At 65.2% G+C, this 20516-nt stretch carries 16 protein-coding genes; 8 read left to right on the top strand and 8 right to left on the bottom strand.

Annotation, left to right across the window (positions count from 1 at the left end; genetic code table 11):
- Positions 1-51: 51 nt before the first annotated feature.
- The 3 genes from AC1RNP_RS01985 to AC1RNP_RS01975 all read right to left on the bottom strand — a co-directional run bounded on the left by AC1RNP_RS01985 (position 52) and on the right by AC1RNP_RS01975 (position 1716).
- On the bottom strand, positions 52-1023 hold the full coding sequence (locus AC1RNP_RS01985) for a DMT family transporter (RefSeq protein WP_493049536.1): 972 nt from the start codon (positions 1021-1023) through the stop codon (positions 52-54).
- Between the two features lie 94 nt (positions 1024-1117).
- Entirely contained in the window at positions 1118-1423 is a 306-nt protein-coding gene (locus AC1RNP_RS01980) for an antibiotic biosynthesis monooxygenase family protein (protein ID WP_493049535.1), read from the bottom strand.
- Between the two features lie 77 nt (positions 1424-1500).
- The gene (locus tag AC1RNP_RS01975) at positions 1501-1716 is read right to left on the bottom strand and encodes a hypothetical protein (RefSeq protein WP_493049534.1); all 216 of its coding nucleotides are present in this window, start codon (positions 1714-1716) and stop codon (positions 1501-1503) included.
- Positions 1717-1813: 97 nt separating this feature from the next.
- On the opposite strand from AC1RNP_RS01975, the gene AC1RNP_RS01970 reads away from it, so the two are divergent.
- Both AC1RNP_RS01970 and aceK read left to right on the top strand, forming a co-directional pair.
- A complete protein-coding gene (locus AC1RNP_RS01970; protein WP_493049533.1) occupies positions 1814-2704 on the top strand; it encodes a LysR substrate-binding domain-containing protein in 891 nt (296 codons plus the stop codon).
- Between the two features lie 52 nt (positions 2705-2756).
- Complete coding sequence (aceK, locus tag AC1RNP_RS01965; RefSeq protein ID WP_493049532.1) at positions 2757-4469, top strand: bifunctional isocitrate dehydrogenase kinase/phosphatase; 1713 nt, start codon at positions 2757-2759, stop codon at positions 4467-4469.
- 182 nt (positions 4470-4651) lie between these two features.
- On the opposite strand, the gene curA is transcribed toward aceK, so the two are convergent.
- A complete protein-coding gene (gene curA, locus AC1RNP_RS01960; protein ID WP_493049531.1) occupies positions 4652-5695 on the bottom strand; it encodes an NADPH-dependent curcumin/dihydrocurcumin reductase in 1044 nt (347 codons plus the stop codon).
- Positions 5696-6015: 320 nt separating this feature from the next.
- On the opposite strand from curA, the gene AC1RNP_RS01955 reads away from it, so the two are divergent.
- The 3 genes from AC1RNP_RS01955 to AC1RNP_RS01945 all read left to right on the top strand — a co-directional run bounded on the left by AC1RNP_RS01955 (position 6016) and on the right by AC1RNP_RS01945 (position 8706).
- Positions 6016-6777: a class I SAM-dependent methyltransferase gene (locus tag AC1RNP_RS01955; RefSeq protein ID WP_493049792.1), complete on the top strand. Its 762-nt coding sequence runs from the start codon at positions 6016-6018 to the stop codon at positions 6775-6777.
- 173 nt (positions 6778-6950) lie between these two features.
- Positions 6951-7502, top strand: coding sequence for a pseudouridine synthase (locus AC1RNP_RS01950; protein WP_493049530.1), 552 nt, complete (start codon positions 6951-6953; stop codon positions 7500-7502).
- Positions 7503-7632: 130 nt separating this feature from the next.
- Positions 7633-8706: a hybrid sensor histidine kinase/response regulator gene (locus AC1RNP_RS01945; RefSeq protein ID WP_493049791.1), complete on the top strand. Its 1074-nt coding sequence runs from the start codon at positions 7633-7635 to the stop codon at positions 8704-8706.
- A 251-nt stretch (positions 8707-8957) separates the two neighbouring features.
- Here AC1RNP_RS01945 and AC1RNP_RS01940 read toward each other — a convergent pair whose 3' ends face one another.
- The 3 genes from AC1RNP_RS01940 to hrpB form a co-directional block, all read right to left on the bottom strand.
- Positions 8958-9323, bottom strand: coding sequence for a hypothetical protein (locus AC1RNP_RS01940; protein ID WP_493049529.1), 366 nt, complete (start codon positions 9321-9323; stop codon positions 8958-8960).
- Positions 9324-9502: 179 nt separating this feature from the next.
- Complete coding sequence (locus AC1RNP_RS01935; protein ID WP_493049528.1) at positions 9503-10153, bottom strand: hypothetical protein; 651 nt, start codon at positions 10151-10153, stop codon at positions 9503-9505.
- Between the two features lie 135 nt (positions 10154-10288).
- The gene (gene hrpB / locus AC1RNP_RS01930; protein WP_493049790.1) at positions 10289-12847 is read right to left on the bottom strand and encodes an ATP-dependent helicase HrpB; all 2559 of its coding nucleotides are present in this window, start codon (positions 12845-12847) and stop codon (positions 10289-10291) included.
- A 95-nt stretch (positions 12848-12942) separates the two neighbouring features.
- Here hrpB and AC1RNP_RS01925 point away from each other — a divergent pair, with 95 nt between their 5' ends.
- Positions 12943-14694 (top strand): endonuclease, encoded by a 1752-nt coding sequence (locus tag AC1RNP_RS01925; RefSeq protein WP_493049527.1) that lies wholly within the window; start codon positions 12943-12945, stop codon positions 14692-14694.
- 95 nt (positions 14695-14789) lie between these two features.
- A complete protein-coding gene (locus tag AC1RNP_RS01920) occupies positions 14790-15587 on the top strand; it encodes a TatD family hydrolase (protein ID WP_493049526.1) in 798 nt (265 codons plus the stop codon).
- Here AC1RNP_RS01920 and AC1RNP_RS01915 read toward each other — a convergent pair.
- Positions 15528-17828, bottom strand: coding sequence for an alkaline phosphatase D family protein (locus AC1RNP_RS01915; RefSeq protein WP_493049525.1), 2301 nt, complete (start codon positions 17826-17828; stop codon positions 15528-15530). The two genes, AC1RNP_RS01920 and AC1RNP_RS01915, sit on opposite strands and share 60 nt — an antisense overlap.
- 104 nt (positions 17829-17932) lie before the next feature.
- On the opposite strand from AC1RNP_RS01915, the gene AC1RNP_RS01910 reads away from it, so the two are divergent.
- Positions 17933-20488 carry a TonB-dependent receptor gene (locus AC1RNP_RS01910; protein WP_493049524.1) on the top strand — a complete coding sequence of 852 codons (2556 nt, stop codon included), beginning with the start codon at positions 17933-17935 and terminating at the stop codon, positions 20486-20488.
- Positions 20489-20516: the final 28 nt, after the last annotated feature.

Raw genomic sequence — 20516 nt, 5'->3', positions numbered from 1 at the left:
TGTTCGCCCCTTATGCCAAATCGGTGTTGTCTCGCGGCAACACCAGTCAATTTATCCATTATTTTCCTCTAGCAACACCACCGGCTCCGGTTTCACCCGCACCGCCCACACCACACCGCCAATTAGCAAGGCGATGCCGAGCAAGGTCAGCGGCGCCGGCATCTCGCCTCGCAACAGGAAGGCATAAGCCAGCGCAGCCAGGGTTTCAAAGACGATCAACTGCCCGACCAATGCAGTCGGCAGTCTTTGGCTCGCCTCATTCCAGCACAACGTGCCGAGCCACGAAGCAAACAGGCCGATGGCGATCATCAGGCCGATGAAGAAGCCCGGCCGTGGGCCGAACGGCATGGGGAAGTCCTTGCCGGAAAAGCCGAACCACGCCCACACCAGCAGATAGCCGAGCAACGCCAGCGGCAAGATGGCGACGCCCTGCGCCGTCGCCCACGCGCGCGGCTTGCGGCCGGGATGGTGACGCAGCCAGTCCGCATTGCGCAGCGGATACCAAGTCCAGCAGGCGACGGCGACGATCGCCAGCAGCGCGCCGATCGCGTAACGCATCGGATCGGCGGTGGGATCGTCGCGCAGCGCCTGCAATTCCGACTGGTTGACGCAGGCGATGCCGAGCGCGATCAGCACGAGCGACGGCGCCAGCCGTCGCCATGGCAGCCGCCCGTCGCGACGATGGTTGCGCAGGTTGGCGCTGATCGCGATCACCACCGGCAAGGTGCCGATGATCATGGTCGGCAGCGGTCCGCCGGCGCGCTGGATCGCGCTGGCGAGGCAGACGTAATAGAGCAGGTTGCCGATCAGCGACAACTTCACCGCTTCGAGCCAATCGGCGCCGCGCAGTTTCTTCAGTTCGGCGCGATCCAGCCACGCCAGCGGCAGCGCGATCAGGCCGAAGGCGAGATAGCGGCCGACCGAGAGCAGCATCGGCGAATACTCGGGCAGCAGCAGCGGGGCGACGAACACCAGCCCCCACATCAAACCGGCGGCCAATGCGTACAGCGTGCCCAACCACATGTCGGAACCCCGAAAAACGAAACCGGCAATGTATCCGAAACGGGCATCGAACCGCGCCGTCAACGCGGTGAGGCACTGTCGCGCCGCCTTCACTTCATGACGAAGTGGCGACCTCGTAATGCTGCACGCGTTCCTCCCGCGTCAGCAGATATTGCGCATCCTTCGGATAGTAGCGGGCGAGAGTGAGGTCGGCGCCGGCGAAGGCCTCGATGGCCTGCAGCGATTTCCAATACGAGACGATCAGGAAGTGCGTGATCCGGTCTTCGCGGCGACGCAGGATCTGCACGTCCAGATTGCCCGGCGTGGCGCGATAGTCGGCCACGCCGCTGGCAAGCAGATAGGTCAGGTATTCGTCGGCCACTTCGTTGAGCGTGGTGCCGTGCCACAGGCGTGCGATCATGCGGGGACTCCGGTGGTGACGCATCGCCCCGCTTTCATTGCCTGCCGGCCTGGGGCGAGGCCGGCAGGGTCACCACATCAGCGGAACGGCGACAGCGCGGTGGTCGAGCAGAGGGCGACGAGCGCGCCGCGCTTCAAGGACAGGCAGGATTCGAAGGATTTGGTGGCCGTCGGCGTATCGCCTTTCCGGCGTGCGGACGTGTCTGCCTTGGCGTCCTCGCCCGCGAGAGACACCGCCAGTCGCGGGTCCTGGATGTGGCCTTGCTGGAACAACAGCCCGGTAAACAGGTTCATGGTCCACCTCGCTTGTTGAGTGAAATAGAAGATACGCTCACCATAGGGCCGTCAAAAGCGACAAATTCGCAACCGTTACTTGAGTTAAAATCACATCATGAGCCGTCCCCCGCTCCATGCCCTGCAGGGCTTCCTCGCCGCGGCGCGCTTCGGCAACCTGTCCCGGGCCGCCGAGTCGATGCACGTCACGGTCAGCGCCCTCAGCCACCAGATGCGGGCGCTGGAGGAGCGGCTGGGCTACAAGCTGCTGACGCGCAACGCGCGCGGGGTGTCGCTCACCACCGAGGGACAGCGCCTGCTCGAACGCATCGCGCCGCACCTGGATGCGATCGCCCAGGCCGTGCAGCCCTTCGCCGCGCGGCGCGATGACATCCTCACGGTCAGCGCCACGCCGTCGATGTCCTCCAACTGGCTGGTGCCGCGGCTGACCTCGTTCCTGGCGACGCACCCGAAGATCGAAATCAACCTGCTCTCCAGCGAAGCGGTCGTCGATTTCGTCAGCAACGACAGCATCGACGCGGCACTGCGCATCGGCCTCGGGCAATGGCCCGGCGTGACCGCCGAGCACCTGTTCGACGAGTGGCTGGTGCCGATGGCAAGCCCGGCGCTGGTGGAGCGGATGGGCGGCGGCATCGATGTTCGGCCGCTGGAGGAATGGCCGCTGCTCGGCGATCCGGACGGGCAGTGGAACCGCTGGTTCGCACAGACCGAGGGCACGCCGCCGACGCGCTTCGTCGCCGTGTTCGACGATTCCGAATCGCACCATCGCGCCGCGCTCGACGGCGTCGGCGTGGCGCTCGGACGGCTGACGCGCGCGCGGTTGCTGCTCGAATCCGGCCAGCTGGTGCGGCTGTCGTCACAGCGGCTGAAGACGCGCTACGCGCACTATCTGGTGTATCCGCCGCGTTCGGCCGAGCATCGCGGCTTCCTGGCCTTTCGCGACTGGCTGCGCGCGCAGGCGAGCGAGCACGTGCGGCAGACGGAATAAATTTCCGCGCGCGGGGTTGCGCGAAAGGCGGCAATGCGACATACGATGCCGCATGGACGACATCGCCGCCGCCTCCATCGCCACCCTGATCCGCGACGCGTTCGAGGATTACCACGCCCGCTTCGCCGACATCACCCGGCGCGCCAAGCTGCGCTTCGAAACCATGGACTGGGCCGGCGCGCGCATCGACGCGGTGGAGCGCATCGAGCTGTACGACGAATGCATCGCCGAATGCGCGCTGCGCCTGCAGGCGGCGCTGCTCGGCCGCGCCCACGACCACGGGCTGTGGTCGGCGGTGCGCGACGCCTACGCCCACTTCATCGCCGAGTTGATCGACCGCGAGCTGTACAAGACCTTCTACAACACGCTCACCCGGCGCTTCTTCAAGACCCGCGGCGTCGATCCGTCGATCGAGTTCATCGCCATGGACATCGAGCCCACCGACGCGATCACGCATCCGGTGGCGCGGCACAGCTATGCGGTGTCCGGGCGCGTGGAGAACATGTTCGAGCGCGTGCTGGCCGATTACCGCTTCGACATTCCCTACGCCGACCGCACCGGCTGCGCGCGGCGGCTGGCGAAGCGGCTCGAACTCGATCTGGAGCACTGGGGCGAGCATCCGGTGCGCTCGATCGATCTGCTCGACACGGTGTTCTACCGCGAGCGCCGCGCCTATCTGATCGGCCGCGTGCTCGGCGAGCACCGCTTCTCGCCCTGCGTGATCGCGCTGGTCAACGATGCCGGCAAGCTGCGCGCGGAAGCGGTGCTGACCCACCGCGCCGACGTCGCGCATCTCTTCAGCTACGCGCGCAGCTATTTCCACGCCGACCTGTCCACGGTCGGCGACGCGGTGGTGTTCCTGCGCACGATCCTGCCGCTGAAACCCATCGACGAGCTGTACACCGTGCTCGGCCGCGCCAAGCAGGGCAAGACCGAACGCTTCCGCACCTTCTTCAGCCACTTCAACCATCACACCGACGAGCCGCTGACGCAGGCCGAAGGCATCCGCGGCATGGTGATGGCGGTGTTCACGCTGCCGAGTTATCCGCTGGTGTTCAAGGTGATCCGCGATCGCTTCGCCGAACCGAAGACCATGTCGCGACAGGACGTGGAGAACAAGTACGCGCAGGTCTTCCATCTAGATCGCGTCGGCCGCCTGCTCGACTCGCAGCCCTATCGACACCTGCGCTTCCCGCGCGCGCGCTTCGCGCCCGAGCTGCTGCAGGAGCTGCTGACCTCCTGCGCCGCCAACATCGTCGAGGACGGCGACGACATCATCGTGCGCCTGTGCTACGTGCAGCGTCGCCTGCGCCCGCTGAACCTGTACCTGCGCGAGCATGCCGCCGAGGACGCGACGCGCGTGGCGCTCGACTACGGCCAGGCGATCAAGGACATGGCGCGCAACAACATCTTCCCGGGCGACATGCTGCTGAAGAACTTCGGCGTGAGCCGCCACGGCCGGGTCGTGTTCTACGACTACGACGAACTGTGCCTGATCACAGACTGCCAGTTCCGCGACTGGCCGGAACCGACCTGCTACGAGGAAGAGATCGCCGACGAACCCTGGTTCCACGTCGGACCGCACGACATCTTCCCGGAACGCTTCCCGCACTTCCTCGGCCTACTGCCGACGATGGCGCAGGCCTTCCGCGAAACGCATGGCGAACTGTTCGACCCGAGCTGGTGGCGCGAGCTGCAGGGGCGGTTGCGGCGTGGGGACTATCCGGATACGCCGCCGTATTCCGAGGCGGTGCGGTTGGTGTAAGGAAGTCTCACGGAACACCCAGCCTGCCGCGTTTGATCGCGTTTCCAGCTCATACATTCCCCCTCGTCGTCCCAGCGAAAGCTGGGATCCATGTTGGTTTTTCGCCGTTTGAAGAGAAGATCAAAATGGATCCCAGCTTTCGCTGGGACGACGAGAGTGTCACGATCTGAGTTGAAAACTGTCTAGCTGACCCGCACCACACGCTTGCCGAAGTTGTCGCCCTTCAGCAGACCGATCAACCCCTGCGGTGCGTTCTCCAGTCCCTCGACGACATCCTCGCGATACTTGATCACGCCATCGCGCAGCCACGCGCCCATCTCGCGCAGGAACTGCGGATACAGCGCGATGAAATCGCGCTGGATGAAGCCGCGCATGGTGAGCCGGCGCTTGAGAATCAGTCGAGTCAGCAAGCTCATCCGATCCTGTCCCAGCGGCAGATCGGTGTCGTTGTAGTGCGCGATCAGGCCGCAGACCGGCACGCGGGCGAAATCGTTGAGCAGCGGCAGCACCGCGTCGAAGACCGGGCCGCCGACGTTCTCGAAATACACGTCGATGCCGTCGGGACAGGCGGCCTGCAGCTGTGCGGCGAATTCCGGATCGCGGTGATCGAGCGCGACATCGAAACCGAGTTCGTCGCGCAGGTAATCGCGCTTGGCGGCCCCGCCGGCGATGCCGACGACGCGCGCGCCGCGCAATTTCGCGATCTGGCCGACGGTGGCGCCCACCGGCCCCACCGCCGCGGCCACGACCAGCGTTTCGCCCGCTTTCGGTTTGCCGATCTCGTGCAGGCCGGCGTAAGCGGTGAAGCCGGGCATGCCGTACACGCCGAGCGCGGTGCTGGGCGATGCGCCGGCCAGATCCGGCAGATTCAGCTTGCGCGTCAGCGTCGCGCCCTCGGCCAGGGCATAGGTTTGCCAGCCTGCGTCGGCGGTGACGAGATCACCCGGCACGAGCCCCGGATGCAGCGACTCCACCACCTCGGACACGGTGCGACCGACCATCACCTGGTCGATCTCCACCGGCGGCGCATACGACTTGGCATCGCTCATGCGCCCGCGCATGTAGGGATCGAGCGAGAGGAAGCGCGTGCGCAGCAGCACCTGGCCCGCGTGCGGCGTCGGCGCCGGCGCGCGTTCGAGACGGAAGTTCTCCGGCGTCGGCTCACCGTGCGGGCGCGAGGCCAGCACGATGCGGGTATTGAGATGCTCGTCGAGGTGTTCGCCCATGTCAGTCCCGCGCCACGTCCGGATTTGTCACGAGCATGGGGACATTCGAAGCGTGTCCGAAGGCGGCGAACGGAAAAACTGCGTTCCGTCGCTGCAACGCAAAACGCGATTGCCATGAGAATGTGGCACGCTGCCGACCCCGTCCCCCATCGGAGTTCGTCATGCCCGTTCGCGAATCCCTGCTCGCTGTCGCACTCGCGCTGAGCGCCTCGGCTCATGCCGCTGATCCTCCCGTCGCGACCAAGGCGGTCGACACCGCCGGGGAAACCGCGCAGGCAGCGACCAAGGCCGCGAAGGAAGCCATGGAAACCGCCGGGAAAATGGCGTCCGAACAGGCCGCCGCCTCCGACGCGTTGAAGACCACCATCGCCGGTTCGTGGCGCGATCCCAAGAACGCGGCCCGTGACAAATATCGCCATCCGTTCGAGACCTTGCGCTTCTTCGATCTGCGCCCCGGCGATACCGTCATCGAGATCACGCCCGGCGGCGGCTGGTATTCGGAAATCCTCGCGCCCTATCTGCGCGAGCACGGGCAATACGTCGCCGCCGTGGTCGACCCGACCAGGATCGAGCGGGGCCGCGAGTATCAGCAGAAGGCGAAAACGAACCTGGAAGCGAAGTTCAGCGCCTCGCCCGCGCAGTTCGATCGCGCCGGCGTGCTCGCCTACGACCCAAACCGTCCCGTGTTCGGCCCCGCGGGTTCCGCCGACCTCGTGCTGACGTTCCGCAACGTGCACAACTGGCGCAGCGCCGGGCAGGCGGAAGGCATGTTCAAGGGCTTCTTCGATGTCCTCAAATCGGGCGGCGTGCTCGGCGTGGTGGAACATCGCGCCAAGAAAGACGTGCCGGCGGACGACAAGACCGGTTATGTCGGCCAGGCGCAGGTGATCGCCCTCGCCGAGGCGGCGGGTTTCCGTCTCGACGAGCAGAGCGAGATCAACGCCAATCCGAAGGACACCAAGGATTATCCGAACGGCGTCTGGACGCTGCCGCCCAGCAACGACCACGACGCGAAGGACGATGCGAAGTATCAGGCGATCGGCGAAAGCGATCGCATGACGCTGCGGTTCGTGAAGCCGTAAGGCCGGCACTCGGAAGCGACCTAGCCCGAGCGCCGCTGCGCGCGGCACATTTGCGCAAATGGGAATCCAACGCCCGCCTTGCTGGTGCTACAAAAGCAACAGCAAGGCGCCTGGATTGCCTGCGCGGAAATGAAGGCGTCCCGCCGCGCATCCCGAACGCCACCCTCCCGCTCATGCTCATCATCTTCAACAAGCCCTACGGCGTGCTGTGCCAGTTCACCGACCGCAGCACACCGCCGCGGCGCACGCTGGCCGAATTCGGATTGCCCGCCGGCGTCTATGCCGCCGGTCGCCTGGATTTCGACAGCGAAGGCCTGCTGCTGCTCACCGACGAAGGCCCGCTCGTGCACAGGATCAGCGATCCGCGCCACCAGCTCCGCAAGACCTATCTGGTGCAGGTGGAGGGCACGCCGCAGGCTTCGCAGCTGGAAGCGTTGCGCAACGGTGTCGTGCTCAACGACGGCCCGACCCGGCCGGCGCAGGCACGTCTGCTGGCTACCCCGCCCACGCTCTGGCCGCGCGATCCGCCGGTGCGCTTCCGCAAGACGGTGCCGGACGCCTGGCTCGAAATCGGGATCACGGAAGGCCGCAACCGCCAGGTCCGCCGCATGACCGCCGCCGTCGGCCTGCCGACCCTGCGCCTGGTCCGCGCCGCGATCGGCCCCTGGAGCCTGGAAGGGCTGGCGCCCGGAGCGTGGCATGAGACGGATGCCCGCTTTTCCTGAATCCGTCAGCGACACTTCCGGCCCCTATTGGCAGGCCATCAGGGGATTCTGCTAACGTGTGGAAATACCTGTTCAGGTCTGGGGCGTGCACGCGATATCCGCCAATCTTGGGACGGCGACCCCGGTGACGATGCCGGGTCGGATTCTTGTCGTCGACGATCAGCCGGCGAACCTGCGCATCGTCAGCACGCTGCTGGCACGTCATGGCTATGAAGTCATCGTCGCCGACAGCGGCGGCGAAGCGCTCGCGATCGCCACGGCGCAGGCACCCGATCTGCTGCTGCTCGACATGATGATGCCGGGCATGGACGGATTCGCGCTGCTGATGGAAATCAAGCAGCGCGCGGAACTGCTGCGCCTGCCGGTGGTGTTCCTCACCGCCGCGCACGATCGCGATCTGCTGCTGCGCGCCTTCGATGCCGGCGCCGTCGATTACGTCACCAAGCCTTTCATGCCGGAAGAACTGCTCGCGCGCGTGGATGCGCACGTCGGCCTGAAGCTGGCGCGTGATCGCCTCGAACGCGTCGCGCGCGAACGCCAGGAGCTGGTCAACCTGGTCGCGCACGATCTCAAGAATCCGCTCACCAGCGTGCTGTTCGCCAGCGACATCCTGCTCAGCGACGGCACGCGCCCGGAGCGCATTCCGCGCTACCTGCAGATGATCCACGACAGCGCGATGGATGCGCTGGGCTACATCAAGCGTTATCTGGAAACGCAGGCCGACCACGCCGCGCGCGCCCGCGAAGCGAAGGTGAGCGCCGCGCTGCCGGAAATCCTGGCGTGGCTGCACGGCCGCTACGGCTTGCAGCTGGAAAGCCGCGGCCTGCAGCTGCGCGTGAATCCCTTGCCCGAATGCCAGCCGGTGGCGATCGATGCGCTGGTGCTGCGGCAGGTCACGGAAAACCTGATCAGCAACGCGATGAAGTACGCGCCCGGCAGCGACATCGAGATCGGCGTGCGCGCCTGCTCGCCGGGTTTCTGGCAACTGGTGGTGGAGGATCGCGGTCCCGGCATCTCGTCGACGCGCCAGCGCGAACTGTTCAAACCGTTCGTGCGGCTGACCGATCGCGATCCCGGCCTGTCCAGCGGGCTGGGCCTGTCGTTGGCGAAACAGATCGTCGTCAATGCCGGCGGTCAACTCTGGTATGAGGATCGCGAGGGCGGCGGCGCGCGGTTCGTGATCGAACTGCCCGAAGCGCACTGAGCGGATTCGCTGTCGCGAAAAATTCCGCGGAACGACAGCCGTAGGGAAACACCTACAAGCGCAACCGTCGATTTCCGATACCGCCGATCATGGCCGCGGGCGCAATCTGGCGTCGCCAGCAACGCACGTCCGCCCACTCATTTCTTGGTCAAGCGATGTCCGGTGATACGCGCGCGCCCCGCAAGGATTGCGGGGCTGCTGGCACCAAAATCCTCGCCGGCGTGCCGTCTTCGCAGGACGGCACACGCTGATCACGCGCCGCTCTGATCGGTCTCGTCGCCTTGCGAACTCTTGCGCACGGTCCGCGCGCGCGCCGCCGCCTTCCTGGCCTCGATGCGCGTCGCCTTGCCTTCGATCGGCTGGTTCAACGCCTGCTTCTTCTGATGCCGGCGCACGAGGTAGTAGAGCAGGCCGGCTCCGGCGGCGGCGGCCACGAACACCGCGGGATTGCGGCGCACGAAGGTGCCGGCGACGCGGCTGCCGGCCTTCACGGCGCCGAGCGCGGCGCCGGTCTCGACCCACTTCATGGCACGGTCCGGAACGCTCTTCTTGAGGCTGTCGCCGACGTTGCCCGCGACTTCAAACACGCGACCGGTCAGGGATTCGAACTTGCTCATGGACTCATCTCCGTTGCTCCAAGCAACCGCCAGTGTGGCAGGAAGTTCGTTGCATTGGCGTTAGAGCGCGGGCTGAAAATGAACGCTGGCCCCATTCGGCCATGAACAAGCCTGCAGCCGGCGTGGCGGATCGTGCCGGAATGATCGTGCCGGCACGTCGCCCGCCGGCATGCCCACGGTCAGGCCAGGGAAGGCTCGCGCCTGCGCAAACCGATGCCGAGATGGTCGCGAATGTAGATTTCGACATAGCCGGGCAGCCACGGCGCGGCCGCCATGCGTTCGAACGGGACGAGCCGGTGCGGCTCGGGTGACGGTGTTTCCAACACCACGAGCCAGCGGTTCAAGGGCTGGTGCTCCTCTCCACCGACCGCATGCACGACATGGAAGATCGGCTGGCCAACGCCCGCGTGCAGGAGCGTGCCTTCGCGATCCGGGTAATCGGCGGCACCGATGAAGGTGACCTGTTGCGCGGCATGGTCGACATGGGTCTGCTCGAGGATCAGTTCGTAGGTCTCCGGTTCGAGCCAGAGCCGCTGCTGCGATTTGCGCACGTAGAGGTCGGCGCCGTCCGGTGCGCGGTCGTCGGCCCAGGCATCGGCACTGCCCGCCTTGACGACATACGGGATGAACAGATCCGGCCGCCGCGCCTTGCGTACCTCCATGTCCCAGAGCATGGCGCGCGTGAATGCGAGCGGGCGATCGAGGTCGTAGTGCTCCGCGAGCACGCGATTGACGTCGATCGCGGGAATTTCGAAGCGGGTGTGGCGCGGATCGTTCCAGGCGCGCTCGAATTCATGCACGTGATCGATCTTGGGGTAGGCAATCTTCATCGTCATCTCCGTCGTGGGGGAGGCGGCGCGACCATCGCGACCGTCACGCACACGAGTTGGAGCCCGCGACCACCATCGCCAAGTGGTCTCGGCCGCGCGGAACATTCCATTCCACGTCGCCGTGAATGCGGGCGCTCAGCTTCCGCGCGGCTTGGCACGATGCGTGGCCACGGCATTCCACGGATCATCGGGCCAGGGATGTTTGGGATAGCGCCCTTTCATCTCCTTGCGTACTTCGGGATAGGTGCGCTCCCAGAAGCTGCGCAAATCCTGCGTGACCTGCAGTGGCCGGCCCGCGGGCGAGAGCAGATGCAACGTGAGGGGCACGCGGCCGTCGGCGACGCGCGGCGTGTCGGCGAGGCCGAACAGTTCCTGCAGTTTCACCGCCAGCACCGGCGAAGCCGGCGTGCCGTCGTCGGCGATCGCGTATTCGATGCGCCGCTCCATGCCCGACGGCACGACGATGCGGGTGGGCGCCAGCGCGTCGATGCGCTGCAACGTGTTCCAGTCGAGCTGTGATTTCAGCGCCTGCGCGAACGCCTCGGTATCGAGGGCGTCGAAACGCGTCTTGCCCGCGAACGCCGGGCGCAGCCAGTCCTCGCGCGTGACGAACAATGCTTCGTCGGATAAATCAGGCAGCGCGAGTTCCGGCATCCACACGCGCAGGCTGCGCACGCGCGCACGCCACTGCGCGAGCGCTTCGCTCCATGGCAGCGCATCGAGGCCTAGGGTTTCGACGGCGTCGGCGAGTGCCTGCGCCGCCGCGTCGGGATCGACACGGCCGCCCGGACGGGTTTCTAGCACGATGCCGTCGAAGCGGCGCACGCGCTCGCTGATCAAAGCAAGGCGTTCGGAATCCCAGCGCGTTTCATCGCGATCACTGAAATGTCGCGGGAACCGCGCGCGCAGTTCGGCTTCGTCCACCGGCGCGCCGCGCAGCAGCAAGGCGTCCTTGGCTTCATAGCGGAGTTCGCTGGCGACCAGCCAAGGTTCGCCCAGCAAAACGCTGTCATCGAACAGGCGCGCCATGCGGCCGTTGGCGAGCTGATAACGGCGCAGGTCATCGGCATGCCGATAGGCGATGCGATCCGGGAACGCATGCGCGAGCAGATCACCGAGCACGTGCGCCTCGACTTCGGCCGGCGGCGCGCGTTCGATGCGCAAACGGCGGCGCCACTGTTTCGACGCGGCGTCGATCGCGGCCAGCGCGCCACGATTGCCATCGGCCGGCGTGCGGCCGGCGCGGAACGCGGCCAGCGCGCGCCAACGTTCGGCGACGGCATCGCTGCGCGTGCGTAGCGGGTCGCGCGCTTCCAGCAGCGCGGCGAGATCGCAAGCCAAGGCTGTTTTCGTCTCGCCTTCATCGGACAGCAGCATCGCGGCCAATCGCGGATGCGTGCCGAGCGCGAGCATACGACGGCCGCGCGCCGTGATCACATTGCCGGCATCGAGCGCGTCGAGCCGCTGCAGCAGATCCTGCGCGGCGCCGAGCGCGCCACGCGGCGGCGGATCGACGAAGCGCAGCGCGGTGCTGCCCCAGGCGGCGAGTTCGAGCGCAAGGCCGGCCAGTTCGACCTGCGCGATTTCCGGGCGGCGCTGCGGCTCTAAACGTTGCGAGGCCGGCCATAGGCGATACGCCCAGCCTTCGGCCACGCGTCCTGCGCGACCGGCGCGCTGATCCGCCGACGCCTGCGAAATCGCCACCGTGTCCAATCGCGAGAAGCCGCTGTTGGGATCGTAGCGAGGCTCGCGCGCGAGGCCGGCGTCGATCACCACGCGCACGCCCGGCAGGGTGACGCTGGATTCGGCGACGTTGGTGGCCAGGATCACGCGGCGGCGGCCGTGCGGGTCGGGCTGCAGGGCTTCGGACTGGCGCTCGATCGGGAGTTCGCCATGCAACGGAAGAACGGCGACGTTCTGCATCGATGTGGATGCCGACAGCGAAACCTCCACACGCGCGATCTCGCGTTGACCCGGCAGGAATACCAGCACATCACCGGGATGCTCGACCAATACCTGCTCCACCGTGCGTCGCGCCTGCGCTTCGAGCGCCTCCTCGCGCCGCGCCGGGAAGTGCGCGATCTGCACCGGAAAGCTGCGCCCCGCGCTCGACAATCGCGGTGCATCCAGAAATGCCGCGAGCCGCTCGCCATCGAGCGTGGCCGACATCACCACGATGCGCAGGTCCTCGCGCAATCCCGCCTGCACATCGAGCGCCAGCGCCAGGCCGAGATCACCGGCGAGATGACGCTCGTGGAATTCGTCGAACAACAAGGCACCGATGCCTTGCGGCCCGCTTCCACCAAGCCCGCCCCCGCCAAGCCCGCTCCCACCAAGTTCTGGATCGTCCTGCAGCATGCGGGTGAGGATGCCTTCGGTGACCACCTCGATGCGTGTGCGCTTCGAGACCTTGTTCTCGAAACGGATGCGATAGCCGACGGTTTCGCCAACCGTCTCGCCGAGCTGACGCGCCATGAATCCCGCCGCGGCGCGCGCGGCCACGCGGCGCGGCTCCAGCATCACGATCCTGCGTCCGCCCAGCCAATCCGCATCGAGCAGGGCCAGCGGCACCTGCGTGGTCTTGCCGGCGCCGGGCGGCGCTTCCAGCACCAGGCGCGGATGCGCGGCCAACGAGGCGCGGATGCGCGGCAACAGTTCGTTGATCGGGAAGGAATCGATCGGGAAAGAACGGATTTCGCTCACTGCGTCGGACGTTTGCTGCGGTCGCGGATGGCGAGTGTCACATAACTGGGCTAGATTGCCGGAGACATTCATTCGGGGATTCCTTCATGTCGCGTTCGTTCGCCGCTCTCGGCGCCCTCGCCTGCAGCCTGCTGCTGGCCGGCCCGACCGCCCACGCCGAAGTCTTCATCAACGAATTCCACTACGACGACGCCACTTCGAGTGGCGACGTCGGCGAGCGCATCGAAGTCGTCGCGACGGCCGGCGAAACGCTCAGCAACTACCGCATCTATCTCTACAACGGCAGCACGCCGTCCTCGGCGACCACATACGACAACGACCTGCTGCCGGCCGGCAGCACGGTCAGCTGCGGCGGCGGCGTGCGTATCGCTACGCTCAGCTATCCCACCAATGGCCTCCAGAACGGCGCCAACGACGCGATCGCGCTGGTCGACGGCAGCGGCAACGTGGTGCAGTTCCTGAGCTACGAAGGCCAGGTCACCGCCAGCAGCGGCCCGGCCTCGGGCATGAGCAGCGTCAATCTGCCGGTGTCCGAATCGGGTTCGACAGCGGCCGGCACCTCACTGCAACTCTCCGGCAGCGGCAGCACCTATTCGCAATTCTCCTGGCAAGGTTCGGCGACGCAGACCTTCGGTGCCTGCAACAACGGCCAGACCTTCACCACCACCACGCCGAACACACCACCGAGCGTGACCTCGACCACGCCCGCCAACGGCGCCAGCGACTTCCCGGCCGCGGGCGATCTGGCCGCGAACTTCAGCGAATCCGTCACTCTGACCAGCGGCGCGCTGACGCTGCAATGCGGCCAGTCCGGCACGGTCGCGCTGAGCCATCCGAGCAGCGGCACCGCGATCACCGCCTCCACCGGCACTGCGCTGCATGCGGGCGAGAGCTGCACCTTTACCGTGGTCGCTTCGAAGGTCAGCGATGCCGGCGGCGCGCATCCGGCGCAGAACACGGTGGTCAATTTCACCGTCGCCAGCGGCAGTGGCGGCGGCGACTACTACTCGCACGTCAACACCAGCAGCGCCAGCCAGCTGCGTTGCTCGCTGCACGAAACGATCAAGAACCACACCGCCTATCCCTACAGCGGCGGCACCACCAACACCTGGAGCATCCTCGAAATCGCCGACGAGGATCCGAACAATTCCGGCCGCATCCTCGATATCTACCGCAACCGCAGCTACGCCAAGGGCAGCGATCGCGCCGGCACCGGTTCGGGGCTGACCTACAACCGCGAGCACACCTGGCCGAATTCGCTCGGCTTCGGTAGCGCCACCGGCGACAAGGGCAATCCGAACGCGCCGTACACCGATACGCACATGCTGTATCTGAGCGATACCAACTACAACGCCGACCGTGGCAACAAGCCGTATACCGACTGCCCGTCGTCTTCCGGCTGCAGCGAGCGCACCACGGAAGTGAACAACGGTAGCGGCGGCTCCGGCCAATCGAACTGGTTCAAGGGACCGGACGGCAATAGCGGCTCGTTCCAGACCTGGAGCAAGCGCAAGGGCGATACGGCGCGCGCGGTGCTGTACATGGCGATCCGCTACGAAGGCGGCGCCGACGCCAACGGCCAGTCCGAACCGGATCTGGAACTGACCGACAACCGCAGCCAGATCGTCATCACCTCCAGCTCGCCGGCCTACATGGGCCTGCTCTCGACGCTGCTCGCCTGGCATCAGGCCGATCCGCCGGACGCGGCCGAGCGCGAGCGCAACGAGGTGATCTACAGCTTCCAGGGCAATCGCAATCCCTTCATCGATCATCCGGAGTGGGCGACCAATGCGTTGTTCACCTCCAGCAAGCCGGCGAGTTGCCAGCTGCTGCCGTAATCCGCGCACTGCCCAGCTTTCGAATATCCCCCCTCTCCCGCTTGTGGGGGAGGGGATGGGGTGAGGACAAGCGCCCGCCCAGTTAAAATCGCCGCATGCAACTCATCGACATCGGCGCCAACCTCACCCACGACAGTTTCGACCACGACCGCGATGCCGTCCTCACCCGCGCGCAGGCGGCGGGCGTCACGCAGATGGTGATCACCGGCGCCAGCCGCGAGCATTCGCCCAAGGCACTGGCCCTGGCGCAGGCGCATCCAGGCGTGCTGTTCGCCACCGCCGGCGTGCATCCGCACCACGCCACCGAATACACCGACGAATGCGATGCCGAGATGCGCGCCTTGCTCGCGCATCCGGAAGTCGTCGCCGTCGGCGAATGCGGGCTCGACTATTTCCGCGACTTCTCCCCGCGCCCGTCACAGCGCAAGGCCTTCGAGCGCCAGCTGCAGACCGCCGTCGACACCGGCAAACCGCTGTTCCTGCACCAGCGCGACGCCCACGCCGACTTCATGGCGATGATGAAGAACTTCGACGGCAAGCTCGGCCCGGCCGTCGTGCACTGCTTTACCGGCACGCGCGAGGAACTGTTCGACTACCTCGACCAGGACTGGCACATCGGCATCACCGGCTGGCTCTGCGACGAACGCCGCGGCCAGCATCTGCGCGAACTGGTGAAGCACATCCCCGCCAACCGCCTGATGATCGAGACCGACGCGCCGTACCTGTTACCGCGCACGATCAAGCCGGCGCCCGCGCATCGCCGCAACGAGCCGATGTACCTGGCGCACATCGTCGAGGAGCTGGCGCGCGATCGTGGCGAGGATGTCGCCGCCTCATCGGCTGCGACGACTGCGACGGCCAGTGCTTTCTTTGGTCTTCCCGGAGCGCCGTAACGCCTCGGGTTCCGCCGCTTCCTTCTGCTGCTCTTTCGCGGGTTCGGCCACCACGCGCGTCAGGCGCCTGTCCGCCTTGGCAACGTCGAAACGCGTCCACTGCCTTCGCGCCGCGGCGGCCTCGGGTTGATCGTACAAGCGCTCGCGACAGGCATCGGCCGGCATTTCCAGGAAACGCACGGAGAGACCTTCTCCCGTCAACGTCATCACGCCGACGCCATGACGTTCGCTTTGCGCATAGCGGATTCGATCATTGCCCGTCGCCAGTAGCGGATCGAGCTTGCCGACCAACCGCTTCCCCGCTTCGGCCGTGGCCGGATCGGCGGCGGCGCTGCCCGCCATGATGTCGCGCAACGTCTGTGACGACACTGCCGGCACGGTGAATTCGACGGTGCGTTCGCTGAGCTGTGTAGCGAAGCCGGCATGGATGTCGCCCGAGAGCACTACCGCGCCGCCGGCCTTGTCGAGTTCGCGCACCCACGCATCGCGCTCACGCCCGAAACCGTCCCACTGGTCGACGTTGAGGTAGAACTTGCGCTGCATCAGCGCCGGCGCCTGCAGTTCGGGATCGGAGAGGTCGAGGATCATGGACGTCATCGACACGGAACTGGCGAGCAGTGTCCACTGCGTCGATTTTCCGTTGGCCAGCTGCTCCCGCAGCCAGGTTTGCTGGGCTTCGCCCAATGCGCTCGTCGCGCGACCTTCGGCTTCACGCAACGCAAGCAGCAGGTCGTAGCTGTCCTTGACGACGAAGTAGCGGCTGCCGAGATGGTGGAACAGCTTGCTCTTGCCGAACATCAGCCATGGCAGGCCACGCGGATAATCACCCTCTTTCGGCGGAATGTCCGCGCGCATGAATCCGGGCACCGCCTGGTTGTAGCGTTCGAGCACACTGTTCACCACGGTCAGCGCCATCGGCGCGGCGATCAAGGCCTGCGCACGCGCCTTGGCTTCGCGCGGGGCGAGCCCTTCGCCGACATAGGCCTTGCTCAGGGCGCGGCGCAGCGGCTTGCGCAGTGATTTCCATTGTTCCTCGCGCAGATCGATGTACGGCAGCAGCTTCGGGGACATCTTGTCGAAATCCATCCCGAGCTTAGGCAGCAGCGTTCGCAACGCCTCCTGGTCGTAGGCGAGCGCACCGGGGAACGCATCTTCTGGAATCAGATGATCGGGCCGCTTGCTACGGTAATCGAGCAATACCAGACGCGCGTTGCGGCCGAACTCCAGCGTGCGCCACAGCTTGGTCGCCGGGAACAGACGCTGCGCATCGACCCCGAGCACATCCACATTCGACGTGCCGTCATTCTCGACCTCGCCAACCTCCACATCCACCGGCATGTATTCGAAATACGCCTGCTCGGCGTTGCGGCGGCGCTGGCGGTCCTCGTCGTTGACGCGTCCGTTGCTGTAGACGGCGTGATCCTGCCAGCAGTCGTCGCTGAATTCATGATCGTCCCAGATCGCCACCAGCGGCGCGCGTTCGAGCAATGTCTGCAACACCGAGTCGCCACGATATTCGCGATGCAGCTGGCGATAGTTGTCGAGGCTGCGTGCGGCGAAATACGGTTTGCCGCCCTTGCCGATCTGCAAGGCGCCCGCCTGATCGGTGAACGTGATGCTGCGTGTGGCGTCCTGCGTCTGGAAGCTCTCGTCACCGACGGATTCGTAGATGAAATCGCCCAGGTGCAGGACGAAGTCGAGATCTTCCTGCAGCAGCGGCAGCAAGGTGTTGTACCAGCGTCCGCCGAAATCCTGACAGCTGACGAAAGCGAAACGCAGCGGCGCATCGGTATCGGCCGCCGGCGCGGTGCGCGTGCGTCCGTGCGGCGAACTCACCCAACCCTGCTCGGTCTCGCGCAGGAAGCGATAGTGATAATCACGACCGGGCTGCAGGCCTTCCACGCGCACGCGCAGGCAGTGGTCGGCTTGCGCATGTGCGACCAGATCACGCTCGACACGCAACTGCGTGAAGCCGGCATCGTCGGCCACCTGCAGCCGCAGCGGAACGTTCTGGCCATTCGTATCCGGCGCACGCGTCCACAGCAGGACCCGATCCGGCCGCGGATCGCCGGAAGCCAGCGACTGCGGAAAATGCGCTCGCGAAATCGTCGGCGAAGCAGCGCCGATGGCCGAAGCCAGCGCGGACCCGGCGAAAGGCACCGCAGCAGCCGACACCACCAGCGCCTTGAGGAACCTGCGTCGCGAAATTTGCTTGAAGTCGTGTTCCCGATCGGCGGCCAATGCCTTCTCCCCATCATCCCCTGGGTCACCCCCGGGTTCGGGGGAGACGAAACTGCGGAGGTTATCCCGAACCGGTGACCTTGGCATGACGCCGGGATGGAGTCATGCTCCCGCAACAGGGGGCGGACATGCTGCACAGCTGTCTTGCCTATCGCAGCGGGCATCCCATGCCCAACCAGGGGATCCATCACAACATGCGTACCGACCAACGCCGTCCGGCCGTTTTCCGCCGTCGCCTGCTTTCCCGCGCCCTGCGCGCCGCCCTTCCCGCCCTCGCCCTTCCCGCCCTCGCGCTTCCTGGGCTCGCCCTGCCGGGCCTGGCCCTGGCCCAGGAATCCGCACCGGCGAATTCCGATCCCGTCCAGCTCGATAAGATGGTGGTCACCGCGCAGAAGCGCGAACAGCAGGTGGAAGAGGTGCCGATCGCCATCACCGCCTACTCGGGCGATTTCATGGACAAGCTCGGCATCACCAGCATGGGCCAGCTCGCGGACTACGTGCCCGGTCTGCAGGTGCAGGAGCAGAGTCCGAACAACCCCGGTTTCGTGATCCGCGGTATCACTTCCGACAGCGGTGATCCGAAGGAAGCGCCGCGCGTGTCGGTGTTCCAGGATGGCATTTCGATCAGCAGTTCGCGTGGATCGTCGGTCGAATTGTTCGACATGGATCGCGTGGAAGTGCTGCGCGGGCCGCAAGGCACGCTGTTCGGGCGCGCCGCCGAAGTCGGCGCCGTGCATCTGATCCAGAACAAGGCGCGCGACGAAGATTCCGGGATGCTCGAACTGGGCGTCGGCAGCGAGAATCAGCGTCTGATCAACGGTTACGTGAACACTTCGATCGCGCCGGATGCCCTGTTCGCGCGCATGGCGGTGTTCCACGAAAAGCGCGACGGCAGCGTCGACAATGCCGCCGGCGGCACCTTGAACGGCAAGGACACCACCGCCGCGCGTTTCAGCCTCGGTGCGCGCATCGGCGAGGCTAGCAAGCTGGATTTCATCCTCAACTATCAGGAAGACACGCCGCCTGGCACCGATTTCCGTAGCGGCACCATTCCGAATCGCCGCGGCAGTACCAGCCATTACGACACTGCGGAACTCAATCGCGGCGACGAGCTGGGGCTGCGCCGGAAAGTCTACGGTGCGACGGTACTTGGATCGTTCCCGCTCAACGACAACTGGACGTTGAATACCATCAGCGGCTGGCGCGAGTTCGATTCGCATGAGGAATTCGACGCTGATGGTTCGCAGGTGTATGCGCTCGAATTCGCCGAAATCGCCGAAGGCACGCAGTGGAGCCACGAGCTGCGCTTCAATTACGATAATGGCGGCAGCTTCGCTGGCTTCTTCGGCACCAGCTACTTCGAGGAGGAAGGGTCGCAGACCGTGCCGTTCCGGACTGATGAACGTAGTCTGGCGGCGCTGCTATCGCAAAATGCAGAGTTTCGTCAGCAGGTATCCGATCTCCTCGGGGGAGCTACGGTTCCAATCATTCCGCCGACTTTGCCCGATGGCAGCCCGAATCTAAATTACACCCTCCTCGGATTGGAAGGCCTTCTCAAGCCTTATCACGAAGAGTCCTTTGCGAATTATGCGTCGACCAAATCTTGGGATCTCTTTGTCGACGGCACCTGGCGCGTCAATGATCGCTTTGAGCTCAGCGCCGGCTTGCGAGGAACAAAGGAGCGGCTATACGGAGCATACGAAGGCTTCAAGGGCAACACTGCAAGTCTACTCAATGGACTCGGCGGCACAAAGATCGACGCAACTGGCGAAGACACGGGCTCGGCGATTCGTCCCCTAGCGGGAAACAATATTCTTAACTTGGCCACCAATGGTCGTATGCAGCATAGCGAGTCTTTCGATTCGTTAGTCGGCCGTATTGCCGCTCGCTATGTCTTCAACGACCACTTGAGCGGATACGCCACCATCTCCCGCGGACGACGTCCTAACGTAATCAGCGTCGAACCACGAGACAGCAACGGCGTTGTCGTTCAGAAAACCGATGTGCTTCCTGCAGAAATCGTTGAGAGCTATGAAATCGGCATCAAGGGAAATGCCTTGAATGGCCGTCTGGTCTACGATTTGGCCGGTTACTGGTACAACTACTCCAACTTCCAATCCTCACGCCCAAATCCACGTGGCGGCACACCGCTTTTCATTCCCACCAATGCGGGCAATGCCACGGCTAAAGGCATCGAAGCTTCGATGAGCGGCAGGCTGGCGGACGGACTCACTGTTTTCGGTAACTATGCTTGGACGCATGCTCGTTTTGATGACCGTGATGACAACGGTAATCCTCAAGAATTTGCCGGCAATCGCTTCCGCCTGACACCCGACCATTCCGCCGCGATCGGCCTGGATTGGCAGGTTCCGTTCGGCTCGGGCGACTATTTCTATCTGCGCCCGTCGTATACCTGGAAGTCGAAGATCTACTTCGAGGACGAAAACACGCCAGGACTGGAACAGAAAGCCTACGGCCTGCTCAATCTGCGCCTGGGCGTGCGCCTGAACAAGGATTGGGACATCGGCGTGTGGGCCACCAACCTCACCGACGAGGAATATCTGATCGACGCCGGCAACACCGGCCGTCAGTTCAGCACGCCAACATTCGTCCCCGGTCGATCACGCGAATATGGTGTTTCAATTAGCGTGAAGTTTTAGTCAAATAACAAATCTTTTTCAAAAATCA

The sequence above is a fragment of the Luteimonas sp. GW821-FHT14E02 genome, assembly GCF_058803905.1.
This window is presented reverse-complemented; position numbering and strand designations above follow the sequence as displayed.